Below are 22087 nucleotides of genomic sequence, written 5' to 3'. Positions count from 1 at the left end.
ATAACTAAATTTTCTGACAATATATCGCTTGGTCTATTTCATTATACACACTTCTAATCTTTTGACCACCCCATCTCAAAAATTTGAGGTTTAATTTTTAGAAATGTAGATTTCACAAAAAACCCCTCTTCGATATGAAGGGGGATGTAAGCGTTTAATAACGAATGTCGAACGATCGAAAAGCTTGATCCTCCGCTTCTGTCTCTTCAATTCGTTCAACGCCGACAAAGCGATTGCCATCTTTCAACGCCTGCTTGAAAGCATCAAACTCCTTATCGGTTCCTTCTGCATGCAGCTCGACTGTCCCGTCATTCAAGTTTCGTACCCATCCTTTGATTCCGTATTGTCGAGCGGTCTCTTGAGAAAAATAACGAAATCCAACGCCTTGGACGCGTCCAGATACAATCAAATGTTTAGCGACTTTCATTCTATCTTCCTCCTTTATTTTGCCAAAGATGTTTAGAGGTCCTTACTTTAGGAAACAGTATTTAAGTAAAATAATGGAATTGGAGTGGTTATATGAATGCAATTATCGATATCGTCACGAGTTTTTCGAATTGGCTTTGGGGCGTGCCGATCATCTCGTTACTCGTCTTGTCCGGTGTGTTTCTCACCATTAAACTTGGTTTCTTTCAGTTTCGCTATCCAATCTACATATTCAAGCAAACATTCGGCAGTATCTTTAAAAAGCCAAAAGGCGAAGGCGACATAAGCCCGAGACAAGCGTTAACATCAGCCCTCTCTTCAACAGTCGGGGCCGCGAACATCATCGGTGTACCTGCAGCGATCATGTTCGGGGGACCGGGTGCCATCTTCTGGATGTGGGTCATCGCCATCATCGGCATGGCCATCAAGTTCTCAGAGAGCGTGCTAGCCGTTCACTATCGTGAAAAGAATGACGCCGGCGAATTCGTCGGGGGACCCGTCTATTACATATCAAAAGGACTTCGTTGGAAATGGCTCGCGACTTGGTTCGCTTTCGCGCTCATGATCGAGCTCATTCCGAGTATCATGGTGCAGGGGAACGCTGTCAGCTCCGCAGTCCGTGAAACGTTCAACGGAAACACGCTCATCACCGGCATTCTCGTCGCCGGACTTGTCGGGATCATCGTTTTCGGTGGTCTGAAACGAATCGCGAAAGTGACGGAGATTGTCGTTCCAGGTATGGCGCTCGTCTACGTTGGAGCCGGACTCGTCATCGTGTTGATGAACTTGTCTGAAATTCCAAACGTGCTCAGTCTCATCTTCTCTTACGCGTTCGAGCCGATGGCCGCGTTCGGTGGTTTCGCCGGAGCTGCAGTCGCTGAGACGATTCGTTGGGGGTTTGCCCGCGGACTATACTCGAATGAAGCGGGTCTCGGGACGGCACCAATCGCTCACGCCGCTGCACAGACGGATCATCCGGTGCGCCAAGGGTTCTGGGCGGTCATCGGAATTGTCATCGATACGTTGATCATTTGTAGCACGACCGCATTCGTCGTCTTGTCTTCCGGTGTATGGACGGCTGACGGGGCAATGGAAGACCCTGCGGCGTTGACGACGATCGCCTTCCGTGAATACTTTGGATATACGGGAAGCTTACTCGTCACCATCTCACTCATTTTCTTCGTACTCTCGACAATCATCGTCATCATCTTTTACGGCTCACGTCAGGCCGAGTACTTGTTCGGTTTGACGGCAGGGAAGATCATGAAGGCCGTTTATATCGTCTCGATTGTCATCGGTTCGATTGGAGGCGCCCAAATGATCTGGAACTTCCTCGACTTGATGCTCGCGATGATTCTCATCCCGAACATGATTGCCGTCTTACTACTCAGCGGTGAAGTGAAACGATTGACGACTGAGTTCTTCACCTCAGAGAAGTACTATAAGAAAGATATCGCCGAAGAAGAGGCGTCTTAATCAACAATCCGACTGCTTGCGCAGTCGGATCTTTTTTTTAGGATGCAGGTTCAACCTTCTCGATTCCCGCCTTGATGGCTTGTACCGAAGCATCAAATCTTTGTTGTTCTTCGTTCGTCAATTCGATCTCGATGATTTTGCGAATGCCGCTCCGGTCAATCAAGGCCGGTACGCCAATATGCACGTCACTTGCCCCGTACTCGCCGTCTAAATGAGCGCCAATCGTGACGACCGAGTTTTCATTTCGAACAATCGCTCGAATAATGCGAAGCAAGCCGACCCCAATCGCATAATAGGCGGCGTTCTTGTGCTCGATGATTTGGTAAGCGGCGTCACGCACATCAGCATAAATCGCTTCCAAGTCTTCGAACTGATATTTCTCATTCTCCGCCAATAGTTCATCGATACTCTTCCCGTAGATGCGGGCGTTGTTCCATGCGACAAATCCCGTATCGCCATGTTCCCCCATATAATAAGCATGGCAGTTCCGCGGTGATAGTTCAAAATAGTCTCCGAGCTTGTAACGGAGTCGCGCCGTATCGAGGACAGTCCCTGAACCGATGACGCGTTCTTTCGGTAAGCCCGATGCCTTCCAAGCGACGTGTGCCATGACATCGACCGGGTTCGTCGCGACGACTAAGATGCCGTCAAACCCACTCTTCATCAAATCTTGTGTCACGGTGCGGACGACTTTCGCGTTTTGCTCGACGAGGTCCATCCGTGTCTGACCGAGTTTTTGCGCCGCACCTGCCGTGATGACGACGATGTCTGCATCTTTACAATCCGTGTAATCGCCTGCCCAAATCCGGACCGGTGTCGGGGCGAAGGAGATGCCGTGATTCAGGTCCATCGCCTCTCCTTCTGCCTTGGCGTGATTTGAGTCGATTAAGACGAGCTCTTCACAGAGAGCCGCCGTCGATAATTGATAGGCAAAGCTAACCCCAACCCAACCGGCACCGATGACGGCGATGCGGGTGATGTCTTTGGGATCAATATCATCTTTATGCGGAATACGTGTCATATAAATCCTTCCTTTCTATGAATCATTCTCTTTTTAGCATACCCTACATACGGCATGGACATAACAAAAAAACGGACCCCTTTTTACAGGGAGTCCGTCATTCAGACAATTATCCAATCGAACCTTCCATCTCAAACTTATTTAATCGCACTATATATAGAAGGAAATAGGTTTGTTTCATCGTTTGTTTTATGGGTTTTCGTCATTTCTTTATGTATTGATGTGTATAGTTTGTTTCAATTTTGAGGGCTGAACTGAGGGCTGAGAGGGCTGACTCGTTTCGCTGTTTTATACTGCGGGTATAGGAGCAACAACACGTCACCTGTTTGCGGCACGGGGAGGCAATGAAATGCAACTAGCAATCATCGGGTCGAAGGAAGAGATCATGGAAGTGATGCGATATATCGAGGGGATGCGGGTGATCCAGAAGGGCGAGCAAGTGGTCCGGGCGGAGATGGTCACGCGCACGGAGGAACGAACGCAAATGAGATTCGAGGACATCGCGCCGAATACGACGAAGATCGGTTGAGCTCTCGATAGAGGGCTTTTATTTTGCCCTTGTTTGGTCACACTCATCTTTCACAATTCGGACGATTGCCGGACAGTCAGGGCAGGGCGTATGCTCGATATGAGGTGAAAACATGGCAGCGACAAAACGACCGTTCCTGTTATATGAAGACACGTATGAACTTATTTTTTCTAGATTAGTGATGGCGAATCTCGACCCTCTCATCACGTTTCGCGTCATCGAGGTCCATCCGCTCAAGATGCGATACCTCTGCGAAGTGAAGAGCCGTGATGAAACGTGGTGGCAATGGGTCTATCTACATCGCGGGCACAGCCGTAAGATGTATGTGAAGCCGACAGTCAAACGAAAAAAGGACCCCACTCTCGTTTGAGGTGGGGTTTCGTGCGTCAGACGCCTTTCGCGTTGACAATTTTGCCGTCGAGGTCGACGGTCGTTTTATCGTCCGATTTTATCCAAGATCCTGATGACTTTGCATGCGAGAAACTCTGCTTGTAACCTCGTTGTCCTTTGACATCTACTTTAAAGACATCCATTGGGTTGATGGTCGTGTCCGTGCCCGCCTCCCAGATGTTTGACGACCCCGAGAGCGTTGGACTATATCGCGGGTACTCCACGTCTGTATCGATTTCGATGTGTAAGTGCGAACCTATAGGATACTTTCCTGTGTTCCCATAGTCAGCAATCTTACTATCTTCCGGTGCAACAATTTCACCGACTTTTACATACATTTTATCAAGGTGCGCCATACGAACCGTAAGGTGATGCGCACCTTTTTCTGGACCGTAGTGTACGTCGATTGGGTTGACGCTGGTCGCGATAATAGAGCCGCCCATTACATTGTCGTAACCAACTGCTACAATTTTCATTTTGAAGGGTGCATACACCGCAAAATCTTTTCGTTTTAAATCAGCCATGTCAGTTCCAAAGTGCTCGAATCCCATTCGTTTAAAGTAGGATTCATTCTTAAATCCCGCTGTTATTCTGGCATTATTGAGTGGTAAGATTGCTTTTTCAATCATTTCTCTTCCTCCTTCGTAACAGTCGCTTCCTTCTCGGCTAACTCTGCGTCTACTGGCACCTCTCGACTAATTGGTTCCACTTTTTCTTGTTCCGAAGCAACGTCTTGTGCGATACGATCAATCGTAGGTTCTTCCTTATCTCCTTGAAGCTGGGCAAGTACACTGACAAACTGTGGTGGGAGTGGGACGCCTAGAATTGCACAGTTCTCGGTGACGGATAAGGCTTCGCGCGCAATGTAGTAATAGATGACGAGCGTTCGCAAGATTGGACTTGAGTTATTGAGCATCTCATCAGCGAGCACTGCAACGACGATGACCAAGAAAATGACACCCTTACGAATCCCTCCCCAAAACATGACATCTGAATTGATTTTCTTATGTTTACCTGCAGCTAAAAAGCCCGTGACATAATCGATTATGATAAGTGCGGCCAATAATTTAACCGCCACGTCCCAACCCCCTAATAATCCTGTGACCAATGTGGCTAGCGCGGCAATACCGCCCTCGATGATGTGTAATGTACGCATGATGATCCTCCTTGTTTTGTGGGGTCACTGGCTGTGTCGTGTACATGAGTGTGACCCTCCTTTGACAACGTTTGGGCAAAACAAAAGCGCCCCCCAAGGAGGCGCTTGTTCAAGTGTATTAATTGCCTTTTCGATTTACGAAGGCATCGTTGATAGTATTTGTGATTTTTCGTTCGATTGCTTTGTTACTTTTCATTTCATAATACACTTCTGGATTGATTATATTCGCAGTTGAAATGTCCAACTCTAATACAAAAGGTACACTGATTAATCTGTTTTCACCGGAGCGCTTAAAGAAATCGCCCTCCATAACGGGGAGATTCTTATAAAGTATAACGACGAACACCGAGGGTTCATCACTCACTTCGTGCAATTCCTTGTAAATCGCCTCTACTTCCACGTCTTGCAACTGTAACATATCGATTCCTCCCGAAAAAATAGAATGTCCTGCATATACATGACACACTGTTACTTTGGGATTTGTCAACTTCCTGCACGATATGCACCGATGGCGAAATACAATCCTCAGTTTAAATAAGGTTCTAAATTTTCTTTCCAAACTGAGTAACCTTCACCGGTGAGGTGTATGCCATCCTCGGATAGCTCACGAGAGAGTTCACCATTGTTTTCAAAACTTGCGAAAGAATCTATAAAATTGTAGCCCTTCTTTGAAACAACCTTCTCTATTTCAATGTTTAATGCTTGAATATCGTTGTTGGATATGTTTCCAACGAACAGGCTAGAGTTAATTGGCAAAACTCCCAACGCAAGAACATCAATATTCGCATTACTATCTTTAATTTTTGTAAGGATCTTCGAATAGTTATTAACAGTTTGGGTTGTGTCTACACCAGAAACTAAATCGTTTATTCCGATTTCTAGTACTATCTTTTGCGGTTTTGCATCAATGATGGAATCAATCCGACTTAAAACCCCATAGGTTGTATCACCACTGATTCCACGATTATAAACATTCTCTTCAGGAAACATTTCTGACCACTCATTGTATTGGATGAGGCTATCTCCCAAAAAAACAACACTACCTTCCTCGATGTCTAACGACTCAAATAAACTCTGGCGCTGTTTGAATATTTTCTCCTCAGAAGTCACAATCTCCTTACCGAACAACTCGGAAATCTGGGCTTTCGCAATTGCTATCCCCCCCACCTTATAAAAACCAATCATTAAAAATGCAAGTAATAATAAATTTAAAGAAATTGAACCGATAAACATTTTTTTACTTTTACTCAACTCAAAACCCACCTTTTGCATGTTTATAAACTAACAATACAATAATAGGTCATCAATATACAATATCAACCATTTGAAATCAGTTTCTTAATCTCTTCTGAAATAGCTGTATATCCAGCGATATTCGGGTGTACCGTATCCGCCATTTTTGCGTCGTCAGCCACGTTTGTAATTACTCCTTCAATGGCGTCCCAGAGGTCGGCATACGCCTGACTTGAATAAGCGACCTGTTCGATTTCGTGAAGATTGATAGAAAATTGATGACTCGATAATGGGGCTGAAGTCTTTGTTGGAATGACGCCGATCATGAGCACTTCAATGTCTGCTGCCTGCGCTGACGACGCCATGTCCAATTTGTTTTGGACGGTCGTCGCCGGGTTGCCGTGCGTCCCGTGGTCATTGATGCCGCCGTGAATCATCACGTACTTGCAGCCTTTGTTAATGACATCCGCCGTAAATCTCGATTTCATTTGGTCGGTGGTCTCGCCGTTGACCCCTTTGTTGACAAGGAAATAATTTCTGATTCCATTTGTCTGCAAGTGGTCGCTAATCATCTTAGGATAGTTGCTCGAATAGTTATCGATACCTGCGTAATGGTCTGGATTCGGAGCGTGTAGCACCGCACCTGCTGTGATGCTGTCACCAATTGCGACGATTAACGGTGATGCCATGTACCAGTAATCGAGAGTGACCAGCGTGGTTGTGCTTCCTGCCTTACCATAAATCCGATTGACTCCCACGACGTTAGCACCCCCGGCTGTCGGCTTCCATGAACCAATCAATACTTTATCGACATACACATTGAGGTAACCCCACTTGTGGTCATACCAAACGACAATTTCATGCGATGCGCTATATAAGTTTGTACTTCCTAAAACGGTATTTGTCGAGTTGATATAATCTCGAATCGAAATAGTAGATCCGTCCTTGACAGAAGTGGACCAGTTATATCCGAACGAGATGTAGAATTGTTGCGTGGAACCAATGTTAAAAATTAGATTGAAAAAGTCATCATTGTCCGCGAGTTTCAACTTCGTGTAGAAAATTAAATCTTTGGTCATGTCTGGACTATTCTCATAAGCCGTTTCAGCATTGGCTACCAATGTCTGTTGTACGAATTGGGCGCTTGCGGGATAAATGTTTGCATCTTGTACTTCCAAGACGTCAACAGGTGCGCCATCAAGATATTGCCAAGACTGACCGTTAAACTCGATTCGACGTTTCTTGTCCGTCAAAAAAAAGAGAGAGGCGGTTTCAGGTGTTGCAGGACGTTCTGATTTCGTACCATAACCGACCGTCTTTTCTTCAAGTGCCGTCAATTGGGTAAGCGCATCATCCAATTCTGTTTGCGGCGCTTTTTCCGCCAATTGCGACGTAAGTCGAGTGTCGGTTTCGTTGATTTGACTCGTGAGTCGATCATCGACTTCGTAAATTTTCGTCGCGTCGGAATCCTTAATTAATTGCTCGAGTAAAGTAAATGCGTTATCACTGACGAGCGTTGTGTCGTCAAACGGATTCGCTTCGACAGTGACTGTAAAATTCATGGAGTTGGTCACGGTTCCGTTCTCGCTCACCCGAATCGCACACAACACACGTCCTGGATTAAGCAATTCAGTTGGATAGGCGACTTTGAACAACCCTTGTGTCACGTCCAATTCCGAGAAAGGTTCCAATCCCGCGTTTTGTATCGATTCGTGTTTCCACCCTAGTTCAAGACTGACTCCGGTCATGTCTTTGACCGCTCCACCGTCCGTGATTTGCACAATCAACTCACGTCCGTTGTAATCCCCTTGTTTAACGTATTGAGGCGTGATATAGCTTTGACTTGCCTTGTCCAGTTTGATGTAGGATCGTCTAAATTCATTTAAATTCACATAAGCCACTCCTTTTTATAGATGTCCACCTGTCGCGGTGACCGAACCGCTTGTCGTGATGTTTCCTTGATCATCGATTGTCACGACGGCTACACCGTTCATTTTGACGACGACCGCATTGGACTCGATAACAAGTCTCAAGGGATTATTCATATGCCCGAGCTCAATATTTCCGTTCACAAAAGCGATATGATCGTCTACTTCTTGCAACTCATCGTTCACTTGAGTAAGCGAGGCCGCGACCTCCGTTTTATACGTCTCGAGTTCTGCCTTTGTTGAGTAGGTATCATCAACATTCGTTTCAAGCGTCGATACCTCATTTTTTGTAGCATAAGTGCCCGCTGCTGTTGTACTAAAAGATTCCAACTCATCTTTTGTCGCATAAGTCGCTGCTACACTCGTCTCGATTTCTTGCGTGACTTGTGTGACATTCAGACTTACTTCATCTACAGATTTACTGACTTCGTTCAGCTTTGTATTGGTCGCATAATCTGACTTGATTGACTTTACTGCCGAATCGGTCGAAATCTTTTGACCGACAAATGTCCGGTATGACGAACCAATCGTGATTGAGTTATTTTCGGGTTTGTCCAGATCAAGTGTCATCTGTTTGACGAGATATGATGCGTTGATATCGTGAGGCAGGCTAGTTACCGTCACGTATTCAAAAAGCTTGAACTCATCGATAGATACGTCTTCCATACTTAAATCAACCGCTTTTAACTCCAGATTGACACTCGTCTGTGTCGCTTCTGCTAGCGCCTCTTGTCCCTTCGTCAATAAGTTCTCAGGTAGTGTGACGTCATTGTATTCGACCGTTTTAAAGATCCAACCATATTCATTTACAGCGTCCTGGTCGTGTACATAATCCAAACCGTTGTTCACACTCTTGATATCGAGTCGCTGTTCATTCCCATCGACGTCCGATAATTTGGCCCCAATCGGGATGATGGCTGTTGCAATATCTTCCCCTTTTTGTTCACGCATGAAGTCGAGCAGGTTCGTGCCTAACTCAATCGTCTGCAGCGTCGTATATGGAGAATCCGCGAGATAATCAAGATAATTGATTCCACTCTCGCGCCTGACGATTAAATAACCGCCGAGCAACTCTAAAAGTTTGCTGTTTAAGACCTCCCAAGTGTTCGGATAAGTCGAATCAGCACGTACGATATAATCATTTCCATCCATCACGGTGACATTACCGAGCACGAACCGTTTGTTCGGTTCGACCTGTGCGTTATGCGCAGCCAGTAGCATCGATAGATAATCTGCGACACTACCTGCATGTTCGTAGGGTCGTTGAATCGAGTCGTTAAAATAAGCAAGGTCACCTTCACAGATGACCTTCTTTTCTTTATATAATCCGATCTCATCGTTTAACACACGGCCGCGAAACACGAGACGTGTACGTTGGTACACTTCGATGACCGATTTCAAACGTTTAATCGAGGTATATAACGGATGCGTCGGATAGATGACAAAATCAAATGCCCCGGTCTTATTGACCTCGAGCGCAATCTTTGGGTCTTCGAGGGTGAGCTCTTCGACGCGTGGGTCATAAAGCAATTGATCATCACAATAGACGGTATACATCAGAGCGCCCCCTCTCGATACTCGATCTTGATGCTCGTTCCTTCCGCTGCCGTCAACACGATGACGTTATCCCCTTCGTTCAGGATAAGGTTCGTCAATCGGTGTACGCCGCTCCCAATCAAAAACGATACCGGTCCGAACTGGACGTTCGTCGTGTCGGTCGTGTTGATGATCGGGATGACACGTTGCCGTGAGTTTGCACACGTGATGGTTTTCGTACCAGTCTCGTCAATCGTGACGTTGTAGACCGTCTGCCATTTTTTATACAGGTATGGTTCACAGGTTGCCGATACGGCCATGCGCAAAATAGAGCCGTCTTGTTCAAAAGACGTACGACAGCGACCTACCAGGTAATGTTCCGGTATTTCGGTCGCTTCAATTTTTCGTCGTTTTCCATGTAGATACATTCGAATCTTACGTTTCAAGGGTTCCCACTCGTTTCGCGGACCCTTAAAAGCAAATGTCGCTTCAAGCGTGCGGTTCTTGTATGACACTTCTCCGGTCACCGCCTCAGTCAAGTCGATTGATCCGTCTCCAAAAGGGATATCGACGTAGCTTTCTTTCGGTTCTGGGTCATCAACGAAGAGTGAGGTACAGATCATGCCCCACTCAGAAAAGGACGCGACCTCGTCAAAAATCACCTGATTCATGAGCGTCCACGTCCTTTCAAATCAGCCTCGTATCCGAGCTGACGATCTATTTCTTTCCGAAGCGCCCCAACGAGCGCCCCGTTTTGCATGACAATCTGATAATCTTGATTGCGCAACAGTTCTGCGATGGTATCAAGCTTATTGATCATGTTTTGCATATTCATATTTCGGGCGATGCCGTCCCCGATACCGCCTAAAGTTGACTTGTTGAGAGGCAAGATAGCCTCGGGTCCGGCTTCGCCAACTCCATGCAACCCGCCAGGCGTGTTAAAGAGTGTCGGACGGTCAAAGATACCGCCTTTCGCGTGCCAGGCGACACTAAATTTCGGGTAAGGGATGGAGATTCCACCGACCTTTTTAGACCCCATCGATACACTGATGTTCGGCAGTTTCGGTTTAGGGATGGAGATGCGCATATTGCTGAAGGCACCTTTGATGGCACCGATGACTCCAAGCACGGTTGACTTGGCCGACTGAATCGGGTTAACGATTGCCGAACGCAAGGAGCTAAAGATTCGAGTCGCAACAGAAAGGATTCCGCTTATCGCACTAGACACCCCAGAACGTAAGGAATTGAAAATCGAGAGTGCTCCAGATAGTAAGCCGCGAAGCACGTTCATCACGCTCGAACGAATGGATGACCAAATTTTTGTGAATATAGAGCGAATTCCATTTAGAGAAGTCGATACAATATTTTTATATGAAGATAGCATCCCACGTATTGTACTACCTATAATTTTTAGTGTATTAGAGAGGAATGACTTAATAATTTGCCAAATATTTTTATAGGTAGAAAGTATATTATTCCATGCTCCACGCCAATCCCCGCGGAAAATTGCAAGGAAAGTTTTAACGACTCCAAGAATTAAAGCTGTTCCAATTTTTATAACGGTAGTCAAAATGTTCCACGCAATTTTCACCGCATTAACTATAATCAAAAATTGTCCTTTGAATACAGAAACCAAAATTCTTAGCGCCACACGCACAATCGTTTGAATGATGCTCCATGTCGCGCGAACGATTCCCATAATCTGTGCACCATTTTGCTTCCAGAAGGCAGATAAGACTGCGAGTTGTTGCCTTACGAAACTGACGACAGTGCCTACTGCAGACAAAACGAACGATTTAATAAAACCAAAGACCTGATTCGTTTTTTCTCGGAATCCGTCCATGTTCATATAAAGCGCTACGCCGATTGCGATAAGTGCCGCAATGGCAGCGATGACCAAACCAATCGGGTTCGCCAGGAGTGCCGCATTCAAGCCGCTCTGTGCGAGTGTCGTCGCAAACGTCGTTGTTTTCCACGCCGTCATGAGCAATTTCATTTTCGAAATCGCACTCGCAATCCCCGTAATATTTTTAAAGGCAGTGAGTGCTCCGACAAGACCTGCGAGGACAGGAATTAATACGTTCGCTCGTTCTTGTAAGTACTGTATAGCTGTCTTCATTTTGTCGATTGCCGACTTCGCGCCATCAACCGCCGCTTTGGTCTGTTCCTTGATCAATGGCATGTTTGCGATGATCCAGTCCAAAAATTGTTGTAATTTCGGAATGACGGCTGCGCCGATTCTTGTGACGAATCCACCGAGCGTCCGCTTGAGCGTGTCCATCGTGTCAGTAAATTTGACACCTGCATTGACCGAGTCATCACTAAGGACCATACCCATCTCATGCGCTTTCTTCTTCGCGTCTTCGAGCGAGAGTGACCCTTCTTGCAAGGTCGGCAACAAGTCACGTCCGAGTTTCGTACCAAACAACTCACTGGCGAGCGCCGCTTTTTCTTGCTCATTCTCCATTTCAGATAGTGATTTAATGGACTGTGCGAACGCATCTTCGGTCGAGAGGGTGCCGTTTTTGACGTCTTCCATATTGATTCCAAGCGCTTCAAGTGCCCCTGCGTATTTTTCATTTCCTCCTGCAGCAAGACCCATCCGCTGTTGGAGACGACCTACACCCTTTTCAAGTTGGTCTTGCGCCAATCCGTTCTGACTCGCCCAATACTCGAGTTCCTGGTAGCCTTTCATACTGACGCCCATCCGTTGCGATCCTTTATGGATAGCGTCTGCAGTCGCTGCTGACTTTTGCGCCATGCCGACGAGCGCCGTTGCTCCGGCTGCCACGCCAACTGCGACGACTTTACCGACTTTTTTCGCTGTCTCTCCCATTTTAGAGAACATGCGAGATGATTCACGTGCGCGTTTGTCTGATTCTTTTAGTTTATTGATGGCGTCTTGATTGTCGATCATGACGGAACCAAATAGACGAAACAGTTCCATTGTTTACCCCCTCTCCTCGAAGTCTTGTCCGAGCAATTCAGCCATGATTTCATCTTTCGGACGATGATCAAGGTTGATTGTCTTCGGTTGTACCTTTCCATAAAACTCGTCAAAGGACTCATAGTCCTCTTTCGTGTACATCGGGTAGCGAGCGAGCCACCATTGGTAGTACTGAGCGCGTTTTTCTTCCTCTAACCCGTGCGCAATGAGTTTCATTGCACGTGAGAGGGGCATTTTCAGCACATATTCGATGTTTCCGTAACGTTTAAGTAGAAAATCCTCTATTCTTTCCCGATGGAGATTCCGGCATCCGCTAAAAAATCAGCAAATCCTTCGCGCTCCACAAGCTCTTTAAAGAAGTCCTTCAATTCTTTCGGACGTAGTTTTCCGACTTCGGATTCTTTCATGCCTGTCATGTTTGCGACGAACTGCTTCACTTCTCTTCGTGCCTTGTGCAGACGACGAACAACTTTCGCCCCGAGATCCGGGAACACTTTCATCATCAATTCACGACCGACCTGCTCTTCTGTCTTCCCTTCAAAGTTGGTCATATCGAGCGCGTTCTCGACGTCCAGCCGCAAGTCCATCTTGTCGATGATCTCGCTCATCAAAAACACGTCATCTAAATCAAAGTCTTTTGTAATCATGTACAATCCCTCCTGATTTTATAAATTAAAAAGAGAGCTGTTATTTCAGCTCTCTTACAGTCCAAATGCGACGTTCCACGGTGGTGTGTCGCGTGTCGTTTCATCGTAGTGTGCGGTAAATCCAATAGATGGTACCACTTCATTCTTGTCTTCGAGTTTCCACTCGAGATTATCCAAGTTCATCGCATTTTCGACGGTGATGACGACAGGTTTCCCGTCTTTCGTTTTTCCAGTCCACGTCACTTCGTTATAGTCACCTTCAACGATCGATAACGTACCAGTCATCACATCATCTGTTCCTGACGTAATCGAGATGCCTGGGTAGTACTTGCTCATGTCTGCTGCACTAAATGGCTCGAGCGCATTGACCGTCAGTTTTGCAACCTCTGTGTCGATGACCTGACGCCCTTTGACTGGTCCTCGATCTCCATCTGCCTCGATGCTTCGAATCTCGCGTTCGACGTCAAATTGCGAACCGCCACGCGTGAGGCCGATTGGTGTTCCCGCGATGGCCACGATGCCATACCCAAGCAAAATCTTTTCTGTTGCCATGTATTAAAACCTCCCTAGTTAAAGTAAACGCGCACGTCATAACGTAAGTTGACCGCTTGCACTCCGTCGATTTCTAGACTCGGGATGTGCTGCCGTTGCTCACGCTTGAAATGCGCGTTTAATCCGTTCGCTCTTAAAATTAATTGATTCAGACCCGTCGGTTCCAAACCATCTCCATTCCCGTCAATCAAATCAGCGAGGCTCTCAAGTGCTCGCACACTCACGTTTTCGTCTTCATATATGTCGACGTGCACATATAAGTCTTCGCTCGGACTCATATCCATCGCGCTCTCGACACGGTAGATGACAAATGGATATGTCGGAGACTGAGGTGCTTTATTACGATAGACACGAGTATGTTTTAATCGCAAGACGTCATATAGCATGTCCGCAAAAGCATTCATGTTCATCTCGCGTCACTCCTTCCGGATCTCGTCTAATGCAGCACCAATCAGTTGTTGAATGGCATTCGCGTTTTTGATGACGACGGGTTTGATCGGGTCAGCCTCTTGTCCGGTCATCATCGGTCCGACAATGCCTGGAATCGACATCTTGAATCCAATCTGTAAATCTTTCTCTTGTTTCCGCGCCCAGTAGCCGAGTGATTTTTTTAAAATCCCACGTCGTTGATGAAACTGACTATTGAGCGTCGTACTTTTGATTTCGCGCGTCAAATTTCGTCCAATTTCATTCATCACTTTTTGCGGTTTTTCTTCGACGCGTTGAATGACCTTGTCTAAATTTGATTCGAGCGTGAAGGCTTTTTTAGCCATTCGCAGCACCTACTTTCGCGGTACAGACGAGCTCACGTAACTCCCCACGTTTCGCCGCACGAATAATCGTATACTCATTTCCTTCATGACGTACGTATTCCTCGTCAGCATATTCAAAGTCATGGATGGCGAATGTGATTTCAGGTCGTAGTCCGGCACGTGAGGCTTGATAGAATTCTGAACGAGAATCATCAAGACGTTGTGCGAGCCGGCGGGTCCACATCATTGACTTCACCACTTCCCCGTACTCGACTACCTCGACCAAATCACCTAGCTCAATCTCTTCCTCAAACACTCGCCCCACCACCTTTTAACATCAAGTTGTGAAGACGCCACTGGAGATGACGTGGGAGCGTTGGGTTATCACGATTGTTATAACGGTACTCTGCGTAATCGACGACAAACATAAGATGCGCCGTATTCGTTTCGTCGAGTGCAATACCTTGAATACTCGTCAACTCTTCTTCAATACCTTGCAAGATGGCGAGTAGATATTCGTCACGTACGGTCGAAGTGATGCCGAGTTTGGATTTAAAGATGGGTAACGCTTGTGTGAACATCACGTATCACCTGTCTTTTTGATGAGCGCCTTTCGCTGACGGTTATTGCTCGTGCTCAACTCCTCGAGACGCTCGTCCGAGATTTTCTTTTTCGTTGCCGGATACTCGTCCCCGGGAGCGTATAAACGCCCCTCGGGAAACGATTTACCCTTGTCCTCCAAGTCTCGGAACGGATGAATCACGATGTAACTCATACTTCATCCCTCCTTCTTACGCACCTACGTCAGCTGTATACGTCACGTAGAATCCTGCAGCTGTATCTGTTGCTTCTGCATCGAAACGCACGAAACCGGCAAGCAATTGACCATACACGTCGTTATCGACCCACTTGACTGTAGCTCGCTTACGGTCGAAGAGCGTCATGAACGCTTTCGCGTCTCCGATGAAACCGACGAGGTCGCCTGCTGTTGTCCCAATCATCTCGTCGTCCAGCACGATGACTTCTTTACCGAAGAGTTTCTTGCCCGATTCGACCGTGATGTCATCTTGTAAGAGGTAACGCCCGTTTGCATCTTTCGTCGTATCGAGCTCGTTGAAGAGTGACGCCGAGAGAATTGCTTTTGGCATGTAGACTTTTTTCAAGTCGACGTTGAACACTTTCTTGAGACCATCGACGCCTGTGACCGCTTTTGCAGGTGCCGTTTTGAGGACGGCCGCAATGGCAGCGTTTTTCGTGTTCAATTCTTGGCTTTGGATTTCTTTCGCGATTAAATCAAGCACATCGTAATCCGCATCGTCGATGACTTCTTGCGACACCGGAATGTATCCACGGTACGTGTCGATGTCGTACGCAACTTCATCGATTGATGGTTTTGCTAACTCCGGGTTGGCCGCGAGTTCGGCGACCGAGACCATCTTGTTGCCTGATTTCTTGATAACTGGGTACTTCCCGGATCCGCTGTTCACCTTCGCGATATTGACATACTTCGAAAGATCAACTTCTTCCTCAGGCACTTCTTGTGGCTTGAGCAACTCTTCTGGAATCAAAGCGCCACCTTCGACCGACGTAAATCCGGCACGCTCCTGTCCTTTTGATCGTACGTATGCGACGATACCGTCACGAGCTTCTGTTTGTTGTGGGTTCATACCGCGTCCCGCTCCTTTTTGTTGCGCGCCCTGTGGCGCTTTATCGTTGAGTGCTTCAAGTTCCGCTTCAAGCGCGGCAATCTCTTCTTCAAGTTGTGTCTTCTCATTGTTCTTCGATTCGAGCTCTGCCTGAATGGCTTCGACTTCTTGTTCAACTGGAGCAAGGTCTTCCTCATTCTCCACATCATCAATTGCTTTCAACACTTCGTCTTCACGCAACTTGATCTTGCTTAATTCCGATTTGATACCTTCAAGCGCACGTCGCTTGAGTTTAAGTTTCGAGCCGATAATGATTGCTTTAGCCATGCTGTAATCGCTCCTTTAGTTGACGCTTTCGCGTCTGTAGTTTTTCACGTTTGAACGCTTCTAAATCTTGCTGTCGTGCCGAAATTTCTGTTTGTGGATATGCCGGGAACACGCAAGGACTCACTTCGAACAAGTCAATCTCGCGCAAAATGAATTTGTCACCACCCGCCGCTCTTGATTCATGCTCTTCTTTGATTGGGTAGAATCCGAAAGAGCAACCCGTCACATCTCCGCGTTGAATCCGGTGATACGCATCCATCGCCTGTTGGTCCTTCTGATTGATCTCGACGCGGCCCCAAAGACCGACGTCATCCGCTCGAAGCTCGAGCGTCTTGTTGCCACTCCGACCGAGCACTAAATTCGTGTCATGGTTGAATAGGCTGCGCACGTCGTTGTCTTTCAAACTCTTCGTGATCGCTTCAGGCGCCACTTCCTCGTACATGCCCGGGAACAATTCGGTCTCTGAATTGAATTTGATGAAGTACCCCTCGATATAGAGTTTGTCGTCTTCCTGTTCCGCCCGAAATTCGGTTGTCAGGTAAGAGGCTCGTTTATGCATTCGTATCACCTCCTTTCAAGTCACCTGAGTCGTTCGAGAGCTTATTCTGCTTATCCACGTCTTCTTGTTTGATAAAGTTCTCGAGCACGAGTAATTCTTCCATCTCTGGGTCTGGGTCAAGTCCGACCCAGTTGCGCAACTCGTTACGTCGCATCGCATTGATCTTAGCCATGTTGCTCCCTGCGTTGACAAGTTCGGTCAGGTTGTAGCTATACAGGCTACGCGGATTGAGTTTGAAGTACCATTGTTCCTTGTAGACAAGGTCCTTCGTGAGCGTTTGCGCGATGATGGTACCGATGCTCATGACGGTCGTATTGATAAAGTTGTTGTACTCGTCTTTGTTAAACGTGCCGACGCCCAACAAAAAAGCAGGTACTCCGAGGAGTCCTGCAACGGTTTTCTTATCGATTTCTACCGATTCGTTGATGGCGATATCATTCAGCGACAGAGGTTTGACTTGCTGCACGTCGATGAGTTCAGCCGGGATGACCCAAGGCTTCCCTGCGCTCGAATCGGTGATGTACTTGCTCAAAATCTTGTCACGACCTTCTTCGGTCGTAAATTCTTCGGTGAGTCCGTCCGCTTTGATGATCAGGTTCGGCATGTACTTGCCCGACATAAACGTACTCTTCGTTTGTGTGGCCTGCTGTAAGTTTTTGACGATATCCTTCAAGACAAGCCGGTAGCCCGTACCGATATACGGCACGTTCGGGTTCGGGTTGCGGACAAAGTGAACGAGTTCATCCGGGTCATACACCTTATCGTGATAGAGCACATTGTATCCTTCTTTTGCATCACTAAAACTGACGAGTGACATATCAAACGGTGTCAAATTATCGATGAGCCCCGTTTTGCGGTCAACCGAGATATGACAGATTGAGTTGCCATCACCGTATAGCAATAAATCAGACACAATCTTATAGACCCATGCTTTACGTGTCATATGGCGGTGCGGCTCAATATCGATTTTACGAGACAGTCCGTTTTTAACACGTTCGTCACCCATCTCCGTATTTTGCATGAGCTGTATCGTCATGTTACTGACAAGGTCGGCAACTCGATCAACCGCAATTCGTACATCCGGATTATCGGACAGCTTCGTGTAACTCCCGTCGAGCATCATTTCAAAATACTCACCAGGTGAGGCGACGAGTTGTAATGTCCGTTTCTTCGGTCTCCAAAAATTCCAAAATCCCATTCGTTCACCTCCTTCAAATCTAGCTGTTTAGCCACTGACTCGCAGTGGATTGACGACTCATATCTTCCAACATCTGTACCGCACCAAAAACAGCAGCGTCGAACAAGTCGATGCGAGAAGTTCCTCCATCACCATCTACTTTCTCGTACTGGATCATGTCGTCGGTCTTTTCGATAGCTCGCACGTTTTGAACACAATATTCAAACGCTTGGTTGCCAACATAGTAGAGCTCCTGATTTTTAACCTTGACCTCGATGCGCCGGAATCCTTCTGACTTTTTATAAAAATACTGTGGTTGATCCACGATTTTGAACCCGGCTTTTTTCATCCCAAGGAAAAATTCGCGACCGAACTTTTTATCGAATCCGACCATCTTAATTTTGAACCCTTTATCCCGCATCGATTTAAACCAATTGATGACGTCATCATAACTGACGGTTGGTGTGTTGCTCATCGTGAGCACGCCGTCATCTTGCCATCCGAATAGAGGGATATTGTCATCTTCCGCTTTTTGGTGCGCGACCGTGATCGGGAAAAACGCATGTGTGAGCGTGATATCAATCTCTCGACCTTTATATGTGTATCGACCATACAACGCGGCGGCGGTTAAATCATGAAGTTTGGATAAATCCGCTCCACCATACCACTGAATTTTGAGTTTTGCCAAATCTTCGAGCGTCCAATCAAACTGTCGGTTACTCACTCTAAATTCTTCGATGTTAAAGTAAGCGCGCATTGCACTTGTATAGATGTTGAGCGATTTTGCGAAAAAGTCTTTGCGTTGTTGCGGATCGTTCTGCGCTTGGAGCGCATCGTTCATGATGTCGTCCGGCCGAATGGTGATGCCGTAGTTTGGGTTTGCCTTTTCGTGTTGCTCTGCGCTCGTATAATCGACATTCCCATTCTCGTCCTCATCCGCTTTCGCGATAAACACGAAGTACGCTTCATCGGTCACCGTCTTGTCTAAAATCTTTTGACAGTATTTCAAACGGTTGTAGCAAAACGAGTTCATATTGTCGCCGGCCGTCGTGATGCCGATCATGAGTTTGTTGGTGTACGCCTTCATCGCTTCTTTGATGATGTTGTACTGCTTCGCTGTCCGATAGGCATGCAACTCGTCGGCGATGGCGATGTTACAGTTCAGGGAATCTTGCTTGTCTGGATTGGCAGCGAGTGCTTCGATGTGTAGAAATCCGTCTCCCAAGTCACCCGAGATCGAGTGTTCGGCGTTGTTGTCCAACACTTTGAAATTATCAGCTTCGCCCATCTCGCGAAGATTGAAGTTAATAAAATCAAATGACTGAACTGCCTGTCTTAAAGCTGCAGCTACTATATACACCGACGATCCACTACGTCGTTCGAGTAAAGCGAGGGCCCAAGATAAAGCTGCGGCGAAACGTGTTTTCCCATTTTTCCTACACAAAAATATGAACGCTTCTTTATAGCGACGTATCTTTGTTCCCTTTAAAAAGAACGCGAGCAAGTTGTAGATGATGAATTTCTGCCACGGTTCCAACAAAAAAGGCGCACCACGCAATGGTGTGCCGTCTAAGCGCTCGCCTTTATCATGAACAAACGTCTTCTCGATGATCTTGATGACAAATTCAGCGTCTTTCGGATTGAAGTCATACTCTTCACGTTCTAAATCTTCTTTGAATCGTTTGCATGCCTGTATGATTTCTTTCGATGCGATTTTCTCGCCGCTGATGATTGAGTCAGCATAATCAAGGACGACCTGGAAATTATCGTACTTCGTACTCATGTTAGATCACGGAGCGCCGCTGCCAATCCTGAACTTTTCTTTTTCTCAGCCGTGACATTCTCGAGCGCTTTCGGGTTGGGGCATAGACGGTCAGAATAGGCGAGGATATCTTTCCGAAGATTTTCGAGAGTGGCGACGATTGCCGACTTCTTCGAACCGCCGGCCGCCGTTTCAGTTTCATACTGTCGTCCGGAGGCGTCGAAATCCTGCAGCGCTTCGTTATATTGATGGACCAAGTCCGCATAGATGGTAACCAGTCGATTGTACTCCGGTTTATGAATCCTGAGCGCCTTCATATCAGCGATTGTCGCCCGTTTGATGGTTTCCCTGCTTGGTAACTTCGGCATGTCTTCACCCCCTCAAAAAAAGTTTTTGGAAACTCGCGCAGTTGGAAGAAGTTCCCCCCGCCGGTCCTAATTATTAATAAAATCCGTTCAATCAGAGGGGGGGAGCTTCGCATAGAATCTTTCGAATTCTTTCCTTCGCTTTTCTTGCCATTCCAATCCTCTTCCAATCACAGCATCATTGTTGCGGTCATGAAACGTATTGTGTACTTTGTTGGTAAGTGGTATCAAGTTCCAATCCTCATAGGCAAGCTCCGGGTACTGTTCAAGTGGGTAGATGTGATGTACCATTTCTGCACCTTCCGTCTTGCCATACCGTTTACTTTCGACACAAAGATAATCATGTTTTTTTAATATTCGACCTCTTATATTTTTCCAACGATTCGTTTTATACATAGAAACTGACAAAACCATCATCACCTCTCCGTACAAAACATTATCAATTTAATACATTTACCATTTGTGTTAATCTCAACATTTTTTCGATTAAATATATGGTACTCTTTTCCTTAGATAAATATGTTAGGAGAATTCCATGACTAGTTTGACTAAATCATTTTTAAAACGAACAGTGCTCTATCCAGTTCTTATAGGATCACTGGCTTATTACTTTATAACAAACTACTTTATTTTAAGTTCATCTGATATAGACCCACTAGCTTTCCCAAAAATGCTTACAGATTTTTTTGAAGAAATTCTATACATTGATATCTCTGAAAAAGTTGGTACGATAATATACTTTTACTTCTTTGGTTATTTATACGGATTAATAAGTATGGTCTTTTCTTTAAGAAAGTTGTCGTTAAAGGGATTCAGGTTTGGTGTTATACCTGGAGTGTTTTGGTTTATTACTTCTTGCACTATTAAAATCGGCTCTATAATCCTAAATATAATGTTTGTTCCTGCAATCCTATTGATCGATATAATTGTTAGTACAATAAGGGTTAAACTTATTAAGAAGAGAAAGAGTAAACTTATTGCACGCGACTCATTTTCATTCGAAAATAATTTGTACTATGAAGATGGCCACCGATAATTGGTGGCTTTTTTAATGTCTGTAGTTTGAATTAATTTTGTATTGGTCTTACTTATAATACTAATCACCACTTAAATTATAACGGTAAAAAAGACGCCCTGAGGCGTCATCATCAAAACAGGTTATCCATCATCTCGTCAGAGCATCCGTTGTCCCAGTACTCGCGTTCGCTGATTTCCTGTCCCGTGTATGGATCATAGTAAGTCCGTTCCTCATCTTCGCTGAACCATTCGTAATCATTCCCGCGTTCCATTCGACCACGCTCCCAGTTATGAGTACAATCACCAATCGATTGCCCACACTGTATAACCGTCTCGTCTGTCGAATTCGCAGGTTTCTCAAAATGTTTTTTGTTCATTTCGCTCCACGCCCTTTACATGAGTTGTGTCATTCTAGTGATGACACTGTATATAGGGGCGTTTTCGAAAAAATATCCACTTTTCACGAAAATAAATTAAAAAGACGCCCGAGAAGGGCGCCTGTCGTACTGGTATGGTTTTCAAGGTGCGATTCGAGGAAGAACCTCACTCGAGGCACTCGGAGCGTTCATAGCGTCAAATGAGCTTCGGTGGATGGGAACGTCTCCGAGTCCTCTACTATCAGAGAATATCACGTGTTTTTA

The 22087-nt window shown here is 46.1% G+C and carries 28 protein-coding genes; 3 read left to right on the top strand and 25 right to left on the bottom strand.

All coding sequences use genetic code 11. The features are described 5' to 3' along the window. Positions 1-154 precede the first annotated feature (154 nt). Entirely contained in the window at positions 155-427 is a 273-nt protein-coding gene (locus KNO85_RS03910; protein WP_214787126.1) for an acylphosphatase, read from the bottom strand. 92 nt (positions 428-519) lie between these two features. Between KNO85_RS03910 and KNO85_RS03905 the strand changes: the two genes are divergently transcribed. Beyond that, a complete protein-coding gene (locus KNO85_RS03905; protein WP_214787124.1) occupies positions 520-1902 on the top strand; it encodes an alanine/glycine:cation symporter family protein in 1383 nt (460 codons plus the stop codon). A 37-nt stretch (positions 1903-1939) separates the two neighbouring features. Here KNO85_RS03905 and KNO85_RS03900 read toward each other — a convergent pair whose 3' ends face one another. After that, positions 1940-2923, bottom strand: coding sequence for an L-lactate dehydrogenase (locus KNO85_RS03900; protein WP_214787122.1), 984 nt, complete (start codon positions 2921-2923; stop codon positions 1940-1942). Positions 2924-3272: 349 nt separating this feature from the next. Between KNO85_RS03900 and KNO85_RS03895 the strand changes: the two genes are divergently transcribed. Next, positions 3273-3452, top strand: coding sequence for a hypothetical protein (locus tag KNO85_RS03895; RefSeq protein WP_214787120.1), 180 nt, complete (start codon positions 3273-3275; stop codon positions 3450-3452). A 112-nt stretch (positions 3453-3564) separates the two neighbouring features. Continuing rightward, positions 3565-3822 carry a hypothetical protein gene (locus KNO85_RS03890; RefSeq protein WP_214787118.1) on the top strand — a complete coding sequence of 86 codons (258 nt, stop codon included), beginning with the start codon at positions 3565-3567 and terminating at the stop codon, positions 3820-3822. A 16-nt stretch (positions 3823-3838) separates the two neighbouring features. Here KNO85_RS03890 and KNO85_RS03885 read toward each other — a convergent pair whose 3' ends face one another. The 23 genes from KNO85_RS03885 to KNO85_RS03775 form a co-directional block, all read right to left on the bottom strand. Next, positions 3839-4471, bottom strand: a complete 633-nt coding sequence (locus KNO85_RS03885) for a M23 family metallopeptidase (RefSeq protein ID WP_214787116.1) — start codon at positions 4469-4471, stop codon at positions 3839-3841. Further along, a complete protein-coding gene (locus KNO85_RS03880) occupies positions 4468-4998 on the bottom strand; it encodes a phage holin family protein (protein WP_214787114.1) in 531 nt (176 codons plus the stop codon). Before KNO85_RS03880 ends, KNO85_RS03885 begins: the two co-directional genes overlap by 4 nt. Before the next feature lie 118 nt (positions 4999-5116). After that, on the bottom strand, positions 5117-5416 hold the full coding sequence (locus tag KNO85_RS03875) for a hypothetical protein (protein WP_214787113.1): 300 nt from the start codon (positions 5414-5416) through the stop codon (positions 5117-5119). A 107-nt stretch (positions 5417-5523) separates the two neighbouring features. Then, a complete protein-coding gene (locus KNO85_RS03870) occupies positions 5524-6249 on the bottom strand; it encodes a GDSL-type esterase/lipase family protein (RefSeq protein WP_214787111.1) in 726 nt (241 codons plus the stop codon). A gap of 65 nt (positions 6250-6314) precedes the next feature. Further along, entirely contained in the window at positions 6315-8123 is a 1809-nt protein-coding gene (locus tag KNO85_RS03865) for an SGNH/GDSL hydrolase family protein (protein ID WP_214787109.1), read from the bottom strand. Positions 8124-8138: 15 nt separating this feature from the next. After that, positions 8139-9716, bottom strand: coding sequence for a phage tail spike protein (locus KNO85_RS03860; protein ID WP_214787107.1), 1578 nt, complete (start codon positions 9714-9716; stop codon positions 8139-8141). Beyond that, positions 9716-10366, bottom strand: a complete 651-nt coding sequence (locus KNO85_RS03855; RefSeq protein ID WP_214787105.1) for a hypothetical protein — start codon at positions 10364-10366, stop codon at positions 9716-9718. Before KNO85_RS03855 ends, KNO85_RS03860 begins: the two co-directional genes overlap by 1 nt. After that, positions 10363-12642: a phage tail protein gene (locus KNO85_RS03850; RefSeq protein ID WP_214787104.1), complete on the bottom strand. Its 2280-nt coding sequence runs from the start codon at positions 12640-12642 to the stop codon at positions 10363-10365. The genes KNO85_RS03855 and KNO85_RS03850 overlap by 4 nt, the downstream gene beginning before the upstream one ends. 3 nt (positions 12643-12645) lie before the next feature. Continuing rightward, the gene (locus KNO85_RS03845) at positions 12646-12885 is read right to left on the bottom strand and encodes a hypothetical protein (protein WP_214787102.1); all 240 of its coding nucleotides are present in this window, start codon (positions 12883-12885) and stop codon (positions 12646-12648) included. Between the two features lie 38 nt (positions 12886-12923). Next, positions 12924-13289: a hypothetical protein gene (locus KNO85_RS03840; protein WP_214787100.1), complete on the bottom strand. Its 366-nt coding sequence runs from the start codon at positions 13287-13289 to the stop codon at positions 12924-12926. Between the two features lie 54 nt (positions 13290-13343). Continuing rightward, positions 13344-13841: a hypothetical protein gene (locus KNO85_RS03835; protein ID WP_214787098.1), complete on the bottom strand. Its 498-nt coding sequence runs from the start codon at positions 13839-13841 to the stop codon at positions 13344-13346. A 14-nt stretch (positions 13842-13855) separates the two neighbouring features. Continuing rightward, complete coding sequence (locus KNO85_RS03830) at positions 13856-14251, bottom strand: hypothetical protein (RefSeq protein WP_214787096.1); 396 nt, start codon at positions 14249-14251, stop codon at positions 13856-13858. Positions 14252-14257: 6 nt separating this feature from the next. Continuing rightward, the gene (locus tag KNO85_RS03825; RefSeq protein ID WP_214787094.1) at positions 14258-14614 is read right to left on the bottom strand and encodes a hypothetical protein; all 357 of its coding nucleotides are present in this window, start codon (positions 14612-14614) and stop codon (positions 14258-14260) included. After that, complete coding sequence (locus KNO85_RS03820; RefSeq protein WP_214787092.1) at positions 14607-14909, bottom strand: phage head closure protein; 303 nt, start codon at positions 14907-14909, stop codon at positions 14607-14609. Before KNO85_RS03820 ends, KNO85_RS03825 begins: the two co-directional genes overlap by 8 nt. After that, positions 14902-15174, bottom strand: coding sequence for a hypothetical protein (locus KNO85_RS03815; RefSeq protein ID WP_214787091.1), 273 nt, complete (start codon positions 15172-15174; stop codon positions 14902-14904). The genes KNO85_RS03820 and KNO85_RS03815 overlap by 8 nt, the downstream gene beginning before the upstream one ends. Further along, complete coding sequence (locus tag KNO85_RS03810) at positions 15174-15368, bottom strand: hypothetical protein (protein ID WP_214787090.1); 195 nt, start codon at positions 15366-15368, stop codon at positions 15174-15176. The genes KNO85_RS03815 and KNO85_RS03810 overlap by 1 nt, the downstream gene beginning before the upstream one ends. Positions 15369-15384: 16 nt before the next feature. Further along, complete coding sequence (locus tag KNO85_RS03805) at positions 15385-16566, bottom strand: phage major capsid protein (RefSeq protein WP_214787089.1); 1182 nt, start codon at positions 16564-16566, stop codon at positions 15385-15387. Continuing rightward, positions 16559-17125, bottom strand: a complete 567-nt coding sequence (locus KNO85_RS03800; protein WP_214787088.1) for an HK97 family phage prohead protease — start codon at positions 17123-17125, stop codon at positions 16559-16561. The genes KNO85_RS03805 and KNO85_RS03800 overlap by 8 nt, the downstream gene beginning before the upstream one ends. Beyond that, the gene (locus KNO85_RS03795) at positions 17118-18323 is read right to left on the bottom strand and encodes a phage portal protein (protein WP_214787087.1); all 1206 of its coding nucleotides are present in this window, start codon (positions 18321-18323) and stop codon (positions 17118-17120) included. Before KNO85_RS03795 ends, KNO85_RS03800 begins: the two co-directional genes overlap by 8 nt. A 19-nt stretch (positions 18324-18342) precedes the next feature. Continuing rightward, the gene (locus tag KNO85_RS03790; RefSeq protein WP_214787085.1) at positions 18343-20085 is read right to left on the bottom strand and encodes a terminase large subunit; all 1743 of its coding nucleotides are present in this window, start codon (positions 20083-20085) and stop codon (positions 18343-18345) included. Continuing rightward, positions 20082-20432, bottom strand: a complete 351-nt coding sequence (locus KNO85_RS03785; RefSeq protein WP_214787082.1) for a P27 family phage terminase small subunit — start codon at positions 20430-20432, stop codon at positions 20082-20084. Before KNO85_RS03785 ends, KNO85_RS03790 begins: the two co-directional genes overlap by 4 nt. A gap of 87 nt (positions 20433-20519) precedes the next feature. Beyond that, positions 20520-20720 carry a hypothetical protein gene (locus KNO85_RS14885; protein WP_251130577.1) on the bottom strand — a complete coding sequence of 67 codons (201 nt, stop codon included), beginning with the start codon at positions 20718-20720 and terminating at the stop codon, positions 20520-20522. Positions 20721-21577: 857 nt separating this feature from the next. Then, a complete protein-coding gene (locus KNO85_RS03775) occupies positions 21578-21823 on the bottom strand; it encodes a hypothetical protein (protein ID WP_214787079.1) in 246 nt (81 codons plus the stop codon). Between the last annotated feature and the right edge of the window lie 264 nt (positions 21824-22087).

This window comes from Exiguobacterium sp. s124, assembly GCF_018617485.1.
GTDB classification, from domain to species: Bacteria; Bacillota; Bacilli; order Exiguobacteriales; family Exiguobacteriaceae; genus Exiguobacterium; species Exiguobacterium aestuarii.
Note: the sequence above shows the minus strand (reverse complement) of the source record. Positions and strands in the feature narration are given on the sequence as shown.

Excerpts from the sequence above, each read along its gene's own strand:
- KNO85_RS03810 (WP_214787090.1), bottom strand. The coding sequence starts at position 15,368 with ATGAGTTACATCGTGATTCATCCGTTCCGAGACTTGGAGGACAAGGGT.
- KNO85_RS03890 (WP_214787118.1), top strand. The coding sequence starts at position 3,565 with ATGGCAGCGACAAAACGACCGTTCCTGTTATATGAAGACACGTATGAA.
- KNO85_RS03860 (WP_214787107.1), bottom strand. The coding sequence starts at position 9,716 with ATGTATACCGTCTATTGTGATGATCAATTGCTTTATGACCCACGCGTC.
- KNO85_RS03850 (WP_214787104.1), bottom strand. The coding sequence starts at position 12,642 with ATGGAACTGTTTCGTCTATTTGGTTCCGTCATGATCGACAATCAAGAC.
- KNO85_RS03855 (WP_214787105.1), bottom strand. The coding sequence starts at position 10,366 with ATGAATCAGGTGATTTTTGACGAGGTCGCGTCCTTTTCTGAGTGGGGC.
- KNO85_RS03880 (WP_214787114.1), bottom strand. The coding sequence starts at position 4,998 with ATGCGTACATTACACATCATCGAGGGCGGTATTGCCGCGCTAGCCACA.
- KNO85_RS03815 (WP_214787091.1), bottom strand. The coding sequence starts at position 15,174 with ATGTTCACACAAGCGTTACCCATCTTTAAATCCAAACTCGGCATCACT.
- KNO85_RS03825 (WP_214787094.1), bottom strand. The coding sequence starts at position 14,614 with ATGGCTAAAAAAGCCTTCACGCTCGAATCAAATTTAGACAAGGTCATT.
- KNO85_RS03875 (WP_214787113.1), bottom strand. The coding sequence starts at position 5,416 with ATGTTACAGTTGCAAGACGTGGAAGTAGAGGCGATTTACAAGGAATTG.
- KNO85_RS03830 (WP_214787096.1), bottom strand. The coding sequence starts at position 14,251 with ATGAACATGAATGCTTTTGCGGACATGCTATATGACGTCTTGCGATTA.
- KNO85_RS03905 (WP_214787124.1), top strand. The coding sequence starts at position 520 with ATGAATGCAATTATCGATATCGTCACGAGTTTTTCGAATTGGCTTTGG.
- KNO85_RS03790 (WP_214787085.1), bottom strand. The coding sequence starts at position 20,085 with ATGAGTACGAAGTACGATAATTTCCAGGTCGTCCTTGATTATGCTGAC.
- KNO85_RS03785 (WP_214787082.1), bottom strand. The coding sequence starts at position 20,432 with ATGCCGAAGTTACCAAGCAGGGAAACCATCAAACGGGCGACAATCGCT.
- KNO85_RS03900 (WP_214787122.1), bottom strand. The coding sequence starts at position 2,923 with ATGACACGTATTCCGCATAAAGATGATATTGATCCCAAAGACATCACC.
- KNO85_RS03805 (WP_214787089.1), bottom strand. The coding sequence starts at position 16,566 with ATGGCTAAAGCAATCATTATCGGCTCGAAACTTAAACTCAAGCGACGT.
- KNO85_RS03800 (WP_214787088.1), bottom strand. The coding sequence starts at position 17,125 with ATGCATAAACGAGCCTCTTACCTGACAACCGAATTTCGGGCGGAACAG.
- KNO85_RS03885 (WP_214787116.1), bottom strand. The coding sequence starts at position 4,471 with ATGATTGAAAAAGCAATCTTACCACTCAATAATGCCAGAATAACAGCG.
- KNO85_RS03835 (WP_214787098.1), bottom strand. The coding sequence starts at position 13,841 with ATGGCAACAGAAAAGATTTTGCTTGGGTATGGCATCGTGGCCATCGCG.
- KNO85_RS03895 (WP_214787120.1), top strand. The coding sequence starts at position 3,273 with ATGCAACTAGCAATCATCGGGTCGAAGGAAGAGATCATGGAAGTGATG.
- KNO85_RS03910 (WP_214787126.1), bottom strand. The coding sequence starts at position 427 with ATGAAAGTCGCTAAACATTTGATTGTATCTGGACGCGTCCAAGGCGTT.
- KNO85_RS03775 (WP_214787079.1), bottom strand. The coding sequence starts at position 21,823 with ATGAACAAAAAACATTTTGAGAAACCTGCGAATTCGACAGACGAGACG.
- KNO85_RS03840 (WP_214787100.1), bottom strand. The coding sequence starts at position 13,289 with ATGATTACAAAAGACTTTGATTTAGATGACGTGTTTTTGATGAGCGAG.
- KNO85_RS03795 (WP_214787087.1), bottom strand. The coding sequence starts at position 18,323 with ATGGGATTTTGGAATTTTTGGAGACCGAAGAAACGGACATTACAACTC.
- KNO85_RS14885 (WP_251130577.1), bottom strand. The coding sequence starts at position 20,720 with ATGGTACATCACATCTACCCACTTGAACAGTACCCGGAGCTTGCCTAT.